The following is an 8,066-nucleotide window of genomic DNA, read 5'->3' as shown; positions in this document are numbered from 1 at the left end:
GCCCGACGATCGCGGCGGTGCTCTGCGCGTACCTGCGGATGCCGGCGCCAAACGGCGAGCCGCGCGAGACGGAGGTCCGGCGCAGCGCGCAGCGCGTGCTCACCCGGCACCTGCGCGCCGCCGACGACGACGCCTTCTGGCCGGAGTTGACGCTCGACCTGGCCGGCGCCGAGCTTGTCGACTTCGACGCCGCCGGCTGCACGCTCGTCGACGCGAACTTCACCGAGGCGGTGTTCACCGGCACGACCACCTTCGCCGGCGCGACGACGCGGGGCCGGCTGCTGCTCGGGGCGGCGACCTTCGACGACGTGCTCTTCGACAACCTCGCGGCCGACGGCGAGGTGATGCTGGACGGCGTTCGCGTCAGCGGTCTGGCCACCTTCGACGGGGCCGCGTTCACCGACGGTCTGTCCTGCCGACGGTCCCGCTTCGCCGGCCCGACCTCATGTCGTCGGGTGACCTTCGGCCAACCGACCAGCTTCGACGCGACCCGCTTCGAGGACGCCACCTCGTTCCGGGAGGCCGTCTTCGACGGCGCGGTGTCGATGGAGCACACCGAGTTCGGCGGGGCGGCCGGCTTCCACTCGGTCCGCTTCACGAACATGGCGCTGTTCCGCTGGACGGTGTTCGGCGCGGAGGCGCTGTTCGACCGGGCGCACTTCCTCGACGCCGCGAACTTCGGCCGGGCCCGGTTCCACCGGATGGCCAGCTTCCGCGACACACGGTTCAGCCGGCCGCCGCAGGTCGAGCAGGCCCGGGCGGTGGCCGACCCCGGTCACCGCTGGCCGGCCGACACCACAGTGGAACGCCTCGACGACGAGTGGCTGCTGCTGGTCGACCGCTGACCGCCGGAGGCGTCGACGCGACCCGGCCGACCAGGGCGCGGCTGGCTCTCAGCGCGGGGCGGCCGGCGGGCGCAGGCCGTCCAGGGCCACGCCGAGCACCCGGTCGCGCTGCTCGGGCGACGGGAACTGGGCCATGGTGAGGCCACTGATCAGCCGCACCACGTCGTCGAAGCCGATGTCGTCACGAACCACGCCGGCGGCCTGCGCGCGACGCATCAGCGGCTCACCGGCGGAGAAGATCTCGGTGCGGCAGCTGGCGAAGATCTCCGAGTCGTGCAGCAACTGCTCGGCGAGCGCCCGCTTGGTGGCGACGTACGCGACGAAGCGGTGCAGCCAGGCGACGAGCGCGTCCCAGGGCGGCAGCTCGGCCAGGCCCTCGGCGGAGTGGCACAGCTCCCGGACCTCCTCGACGTAGACGGCCTCGAACAGGTGCCGGCGGGTCGGGAAGTTGCGGTAGAGCGTGCCGATGCCCACCCCGGCCCGGCGGGCCACGTCCTCCAGCGAGGCGGCGGCCCCGTTCTCGGCGAACGCCTCGCGCGCCGCCGTGATCAGGGCGTCGTAGTTGCGCCGCGCGTCGGCCCGCTTGGGCCGCTGGGCGAAGACCTCGGGCACCTGCCCCGCGCTGGTCATGACGTGCGTCACCTCACCCTGGTTGCATCCGGAGGCAACCCTCCACTAACTTAGTGGAGGCACCCCTCCGGAATCCCGGAGGCCTGCCTCCGGTTAGCTTACCTCGGGACCCGCCCGATCGCCGCCTGGCCACCCCGATCGCCCGGACCCCGACAAACGACCCGTCACAGACGACGGGCCACACGCCTCCATCCCGTACGTAATCAGGGAGTTATCTCTCGTGGCAGTGACCTCCCGACGCGGCTCGCGTCGGCTCACCTTCACCGTGCTCGCGGCCGGCGCCGGGTTCTTCGCGATGCTCCAATCGCTGATCACCCCCGTGCTGCCGACCATCCAGCAGGACCTGCACACCTCTCAGAACACAGTGACCTGGGTCCTGACCGCCTACCTGCTCAGCGCGTCGATCTTCACGCCGATCCTCGGACGCGTCGGCGACATGGTCGGCAAGGAGCGGATGCTGGTCGTCTCGCTCGCCGCCCTCGCCCTCGGCTGCCTACTGGCCGCCATCGCGCCGAACATCGGCGTGCTCATCATCGCCCGGGTCGTCCAGGGCATCGGCGGAGCTGTCTTCCCGCTGTCGTTCGGCATCATCCGCGACGAGTTCCCGGCCGCCCGGGTCTCCACCGCCGTGGCCGCCATCTCGGCGATCGTCGCCGTCGGCGGTGGCCTGGGCATCGTGCTCGCCGGCCCGATCGTCAGCACGCTGGACTACCGCTGGCTGTTCTGGATCCCGATGGTCGTGGTCGGGCTGACCGCCGTGGCCGCGCACCTGTTCGTGCCCGAGTCGCCGGTCCGCACCCCCGGACGCATCGACTGGCGCGCCACAGTGCTGCTCTCCGGCTGGCTGGTCGCGCTGCTGCTGCCGATCAGCCAGGGCGCGGCCTGGGGCTGGACCTCCGCCCGGGTGCTCGGCCTGCTGGCCCTCGCCGTGGTGTTGCTGGCCGGGTGGCTGGTCGCCGAGGTGCGCTCGGCCAACCCGCTCATCGACATGCGGATGATGCGCCTGCCCGGCGTCTGGACCACCAACCTGGTCGCCCTGCTCTACGGCGCGTCGATGTTCTCCGTGTACGCGTTCCTGCCCCAGTTCGTGCAGACCCCGACCGCCGCCGGCTACGGCTTCGGCGCCAGCATCAGCCAGGCCGGTCTGCTCATGCTGCCGATGCTCGTCGCGATGTTCGTCGCCGGCCTCGTCGCCGGCCGGCTCCAGGCCGTGTTCAGCGCCAAGGCGCAACTCGCCACCGGCGCCGCGTTCAACGTGGTCGCCGCCGCGATGCTCGCCGCCGCACACGACACCCGCTGGGAGGTCGCCATCGCCGGTGGCCTGGTCGGCCTCGGCATCGGCCTGGCCTTCGCGTCGATGGCCAACCTGATCGTCGCCAGCGTGCCGGCCAGCCAGACCGGCGTGGCCACCGGCATGAACGCCAACATCCGCACCATCGGCGGGGCGATCGGCGCCGCCGTGGTCAGCGGCGTGATCACCGCCCACCCGCAGGCCAACGGCCTTCCCCGGGAGGCCGGCTTCACGATGGGGTTTCTGGTCCTCACCGCGATCGCCCTGGCCGCCGCGCTCGCGGCCCTCGCCGTCCCGTCCGCCCGGCGGGCGTCGGCCGGTCGCCGGCCGTCCGCCACGACGATCGTCGAGTCGGAGCTAGCCGGCGAGTTCGCCACCATGCCGGCGACCCGCTGACGGGCCGTGGCGCAGCCCGGGCGGTTCGCCGCCCGGGCTGCGCCATGTCCCGGAGTACGCTGGCCGCTCCCCCGCCCACCGACCGTCGTCTTTCAGGATGCGCCCATGTCCGAGTTGCTGACCGCCGACCGCATCGAAGAGATCGCCGCCCTGGGCTCCGAGAGCCCGGACCCGGCCGCGCTCGTCGCCGAACTGGTGGGCGCCGTCGACGAGGGTCGGGTGGCGGACCCCGACGAGACCGGGTACGCCCTGCTGGTCGCCGCTGACATCCTGGAGCAGGCCGGTGACCTGGCCGACGCGCTCGCCCTGGCCACCCGTGCGGTCGCCGAACAGCCGGACGACAACGCGTACGCCCGAGCGGTGCGCGGCGGCCCGCTGCTGCGCCTCGGCCGCTCGGACGAGGGCCTGACCGAGCTGACCGCCCTGCGCCCGCTGCTGGAGACGGACCCCAAGTCCATGTACCTGATCGACGAGCTGGCCGAGTCCGGCCACGGCGAACTGGCACTGGAGTGGCTCACCGGGGCGTTGGACGCCATCCTGGAGCGGACCCGCACCCAGCAGCACGCGTCCGAGGACGCCCAGGACGAGGCCGCCGCCATGATCTACGGCCTGGCCCAGCAACGGCACGACCTGCGCGAAGAGGCGGGCCTACCGCACGACGAGTACGACAACCTCGCCGACCGGCTGCGCGCCGCGAGCACCCATGCCCTCGACGCCCTCGACGACGGCCCGGCGACACTGCTGTTCTGGCCGCAGGCGGAGTTCACCGCGCTGCTGCTGCGCTGGCCCACCCTCGTCGACAGCTACCCCGCCACCTGGGACGAGCACCGCGCCCAGATCGAACGCGCCCTCGTGGACGCCTCCGGCATGGGCGGCGCCGACCTGGGCGTGGTCGTCGGCACCGTCGACGGACTGGCGGCGTTCGCCCAGACCGCCGGCAGCGACCCCACCAGCGAGGAAACCCTCGACGAGTACGCCGACAGCCTCGACGAGGCCGGCGTGACAGCCTGGCCGCCCGGCCGCAACGACACCTGCTGGTGCGGGTCCGGCAGCAAGTACAAGAAGTGCTGCCTGCCGCGCTCACGCGGCTGACCCTCCCCCGCCGCGTATGATCGACACCCCGCTCGACCGTCCGGGCTCGACGATGGAGGCGATGCCGTGACCACCCACGAGCAGCACGAAACGGTCGAGGACAGCCCGGTCGGCTGGGTCGCCAGCCACATCCGGCGCTACGTGCAGACCGACGGCGCGGACGGGGGCACCTTCCACGGCGTGCCCTCGCTGCTGCTCACCACCCGCGGACGCCGATCGGGCACACTGCGCCGCACCGCCCTGATGTACGGGCGCGACGGTGACAACTATGTGCTGGTGGCGTCCAACGGCGGCGCGGCCAGACACCCCGCCTGGTACCTGAACCTGACCGCCGACCCGACAGTGGAGATCCAGGTCGGGGCGGAGCGGATCGCCGGGCGGGCCCGGACCGCGACCGGCGAGGAGCGCGTCCGGCTGTGGCCGGTGATGACGAAGGTCTTCCCGACGTACGCCCGCTACGCGAAGGAGACCGACCGCGAGATCCCGGTCATCGTCATCGACCGCATCGATTGATATCCGTAACTGCCGGGGCAGGCTAGGGTGACCGCAGGTAGGCACCCACTCCGGCAAGGAGGATCATCGTGCGCCGCATCATCACCGCCATCGCACTACTCGGGCTGACCCTCTCCCTCGCGCTCGCGCCAACCCCGGCGAGCGCGGCCAGCAGCGTCGAAGTCACCTCCGCGACCCTTGTCGCACGCGGCGTCGCCGTGGACATCACCCTTACGGTGACCTGCCCAGCCGGCCTGTCCGGCGCCACCGAGCTGATCGTCCGGCAGCGGTCGGGCGACAGAGTCGCCTACGCGGGTGGCTGGGCACCCCTCAACAGCTGCACGGGCGAGCCGCAAGCAGTGACCGGGAGGGCGTGGGCGCAGCCCGACGGGCTGGTCCTGCACAAGGGCGTCGCGCTGATCAGCGGTGGTTTCGAACTCTGCAACCAGGACGTCTGCGACTACCCGACCTTCGAGCAGACGTTCCGCATCACCCGCTGAGCACGGTTGCGCTGCCCTCGCAGGTGGTCAGTTGCCGAGCGCCCGGACCTTGGCGATCGTCTCCTGGACGTGCTGCTTGGCCGGGTCGCCACCCTGGGCGGCCTGTGCCAGCGCCTGACGGTACGAGTCGATCATGCCAACCAGCGGACCAGCGGCAACGCCCTCAAGGGCACCGGCGACCAGCGCCCGCGCCTCGGCCGCGTCCTGTGCCGCCGCTGCGGTCTTGGCCTTCGCCTCGTCCAGCTTCTGCGCCGCCGCCGCCAAACTCGCGATGATCTGTGCCGCGCTCACGCGCACCTCCCCGTGATCGACCACCAGCTCCACCGCGGAGACCACCTGGGAGCCTACGAGATCCGGGCACCCCACGCGATCGGGCGCTCGTTCCCGCCTCGCCAGGTTCGGACACGAGATCTTGGACAGTTTCCGTCACGTCCTGACGGAAACTGTCCAAGATCTCCAGCAACACCAGCCGGCAGGCCAGGCCGAGGCGGGCTACGGCGACGGCGGGCCGTTCTGGGCCCGGGTGATCAGATCGTGCAGCGGCTTGGTGCCGCTGCCGACCATCACACCGGTCACCACGGCATCGACCCAGACCGCCACCCCGTTCCAGTCGGCACCGGCGACCGCGTGCAGCACGTAGAACCCGCCGGCGCTGGACGCCACGGTGGCCAACCCGCTCGCGAGACCCCACGCGACGATGGTGCGGTTCGCCTTCGCCCGGGCGACCTTGGCCGTGGCCACGGCGATCGCCGCACGGCCGGCCTCGGTGGGGCCGTCGATCCGGCTGTTCGCGTCGGTCATCGTCTGGGACAACGCGGCCTCGGCGGCGCGTCCCGGCAGCCACCGCGAGAACGGTTCGAGGATCCGTTCGACAGCCGCGGCGAAGACCAACAGGGTGAGGAACACGCCGGTGGTGTCCTCGGGCTGGATCTTCGCCGCGGAGGCGCCGCTACGCCAGATCAGCCAGCCGGCGACAGCGCCGACGCCGATCAACCCGAAGCCCGCAACCACCGCGCCCACGCCGGCCTGCTGCGATGCGGCGACGACCGACAGTCCGGGCTCCTGTTCGGAGCGGGGCGTGGCCGCATCGGCGTCGACCAGCGAAGCGGCAGTCGCGCCCCCTGCCGGCATCGGCTCAACCTCGGTGGACGACGTGTATCCCTGCAATTCCCTGACCAACCTTTCGACCTGCCACTCGCGAGACGCCGAGGCGCGACGGTCCAGACCCTCGGCGTGCGGACTGCGCACCGACTGCGCTCGGGGCGCGAGACTACGGCAGCGAAGTGGGCACGGTGGACGGCCGGTAGGTGTGAACCCGGTGCCTCTCCCAGCACAGTGGATCACGCGACCGGCGGACAGCGATCCCGGGCTCCGGGACCACACCGAAGTGCGAAGCCTCCTAGACTCGGCGACAGCTTGCTGAGGGAGTAACGGGGCTTGACGGTTCAGAGGACAGACACGACATCGGCTGGTCGCGGTCGCCGGGCCCGCGCCATTGGGCTGTCCGGGGCTCTCCTCGGGCTTCTCGCCCTCCTGCTGGCCGTCGCCGTCGCGACCGGTGACGGGCAGAGCATCCTCAGCAGCCTCCAGTCGTCGTCGGCCACAGCCGCGCCCGGCCCGACCCCGGCGTCTCGGGCAGCGCTCTACCGGTCCTGCATCGCCAAGATTCACGGCGATGACGCGTTGGTCTTCTTCCGGCGGGAGATCCCCGAGGGCCGGTGGGGGGAACCGCTGCGGGGCACTGCCTCGACGAGCAGTGAGCCGTACGTGCTGTGGATCTTCGGCGCTCAGTGCGAACCGCGCCGGGCGATCGAGGTGCCACGGCGAAGCAGCCGCACGTTCAGGGCCGAGGTGGGTCAGGTCTGGTACTACGCCGAGGCGTCGGCGGGGCCTCCCGCCGATGGCTGCTCCTGCCGCGTCTTCAGCCCTTCGACCAGCGGCACGGAGCAGGGGTTCAGCGACGAAGGCGGCGTCATCTACCACCTGAGCCAGTCCACGCCCGACAGCGGTTCCGGTGTGCGGTGACGACCACTTCGCGGAGGCCGGGCGACGACGGGCTCACCGCCGGGCCCGGGGGACGCCCCGGCACGAACACGCTGACGACCGGTTGCGCGGCGAAGCGCAGACCGGACTCCGGGTCGGTCGTCAGCGCAGGCCGCGCACCAGCAGCAGATAGGCGCAGTAGGCCACCGGCACCAGCAGGAAACAGATCAGGAACCCCAGCGGCAGATAGCGCGGCGGGGTGCCGGCGACCATCGCGGGTCGTCCCCACCGGCCCAGCACCAGGTACCCGCCGAAGAACGCCACCGCCGGCAGCCCCGCGCAGATCCACGCGCCGAGGGTGAACCCGTCGACCAGACCGACGCCGGAGGCGAGCACCAGCATCAGCATGAGCACCCCGGCCGCCGCGCCGCAGCCGGCGTAGACGGCGACCGCCCGGGCCAGCGGCGACCACGTCGGCAGCAGCACCGGCCGCTGGGCCAGCAGCTCCGCCTGGTGCCCGTGCCGGTCGGCCTCGTCGGCCATCCGCCGGGCCAGTTCCAACTCCACCGCCGGGTCGGCAGCGGCCGCGCGTTGCGCCGGCACCCCACCGCCCGCCGGGGTCACCGCCGTCGGCAGCGCCAGCCGCGCCTCCCCCGCCGGCAGCTCGGGGTACGCCTCGACCCCCGCCCGCCCCGGGGCGCCGGCTGCGCCGGCGGATTCCCCGCCCCCGGTTCCGGGTGCGGTGGCGGGGCCGAACCCCGGGGCGGACGCCGAACCGGAGCCGGACGCTGGCACCGAGCCGGCAGCGGACACCGCACCGGGGCCGGACGGCGGGCC

At 72.5% G+C, this 8,066-nt stretch carries 10 protein-coding genes; 6 read left to right on the top strand and 4 right to left on the bottom strand.

Features of this window, described 5'->3' with window-relative positions; genetic code table 11:
• A partial coding sequence (locus tag KBX53_RS14395; protein ID WP_210859724.1) for a pentapeptide repeat-containing protein occupies nt 1-845 on the top strand: 845 nt, incomplete at its 5' end.
• A gap of 48 nt (nt 846-893) precedes the next feature.
• Here the strand turns inward: KBX53_RS14395 and KBX53_RS14390 are convergent.
• Nucleotides 894-1,475, bottom strand: coding sequence for a TetR/AcrR family transcriptional regulator (locus KBX53_RS14390; RefSeq protein WP_156057719.1), 582 nt, complete (start codon nt 1,473-1,475; stop codon nt 894-896).
• Between the two features lie 220 nt (nt 1,476-1,695).
• On the opposite strand from KBX53_RS14390, the gene KBX53_RS14385 reads away from it, so the two are divergent.
• From KBX53_RS14385 to KBX53_RS14370, 4 genes are all read left to right on the top strand, one after another.
• A complete protein-coding gene (locus tag KBX53_RS14385) occupies nt 1,696-3,162 on the top strand; it encodes an MFS transporter (RefSeq protein WP_030334385.1) in 1,467 nt (488 codons plus the stop codon).
• 105 nt (nt 3,163-3,267) lie between these two features.
• Complete coding sequence (locus KBX53_RS14380; RefSeq protein ID WP_210859723.1) at nt 3,268-4,254, top strand: SEC-C domain-containing protein; 987 nt, start codon at nt 3,268-3,270, stop codon at nt 4,252-4,254.
• 66 nt (nt 4,255-4,320) lie between these two features.
• On the top strand, nt 4,321-4,767 hold the full coding sequence (locus tag KBX53_RS14375) for a nitroreductase family deazaflavin-dependent oxidoreductase (protein WP_030334388.1): 447 nt from the start codon (nt 4,321-4,323) through the stop codon (nt 4,765-4,767).
• A gap of 68 nt (nt 4,768-4,835) precedes the next feature.
• Nucleotides 4,836-5,246, top strand: a complete 411-nt coding sequence (locus tag KBX53_RS14370; protein WP_030334390.1) for a hypothetical protein — start codon at nt 4,836-4,838, stop codon at nt 5,244-5,246.
• Nucleotides 5,247-5,273: 27 nt separating this feature from the next.
• Here the strand turns inward: KBX53_RS14370 and KBX53_RS14365 are convergent, their stop codons facing one another.
• Nucleotides 5,274-5,537: a DUF6244 family protein gene (locus KBX53_RS14365; protein ID WP_210859721.1), complete on the bottom strand. Its 264-nt coding sequence runs from the start codon at nt 5,535-5,537 to the stop codon at nt 5,274-5,276.
• Nucleotides 5,538-5,738: 201 nt separating this feature from the next.
• Nucleotides 5,739-6,377, bottom strand: coding sequence for a hypothetical protein (locus KBX53_RS14360; protein WP_210859719.1), 639 nt, complete (start codon nt 6,375-6,377; stop codon nt 5,739-5,741).
• A 306-nt stretch (nt 6,378-6,683) separates the two neighbouring features.
• On the opposite strand from KBX53_RS14360, the gene KBX53_RS14355 reads away from it, so the two are divergent.
• Nucleotides 6,684-7,271 carry a hypothetical protein gene (locus KBX53_RS14355; protein WP_210859717.1) on the top strand — a complete coding sequence of 196 codons (588 nt, stop codon included), beginning with the start codon at nt 6,684-6,686 and terminating at the stop codon, nt 7,269-7,271.
• Nucleotides 7,272-7,391: 120 nt separating this feature from the next.
• Here the strand turns inward: KBX53_RS14355 and KBX53_RS14350 are convergent.
• A partial coding sequence (locus KBX53_RS14350; RefSeq protein WP_247675608.1) for a hypothetical protein occupies nt 7,392-8,066 on the bottom strand: 675 nt, incomplete at its 5' end.

The sequence above is a fragment of the Micromonospora sp. M51 genome (assembly GCF_018070305.1).
Taxonomy (GTDB): Bacteria; Actinomycetota; Actinomycetes; order Mycobacteriales; family Micromonosporaceae; genus Micromonospora; species Micromonospora parva.
Note: the sequence above shows the minus strand (reverse complement) of the source record. Positions and strands in the feature narration are given on the sequence as shown.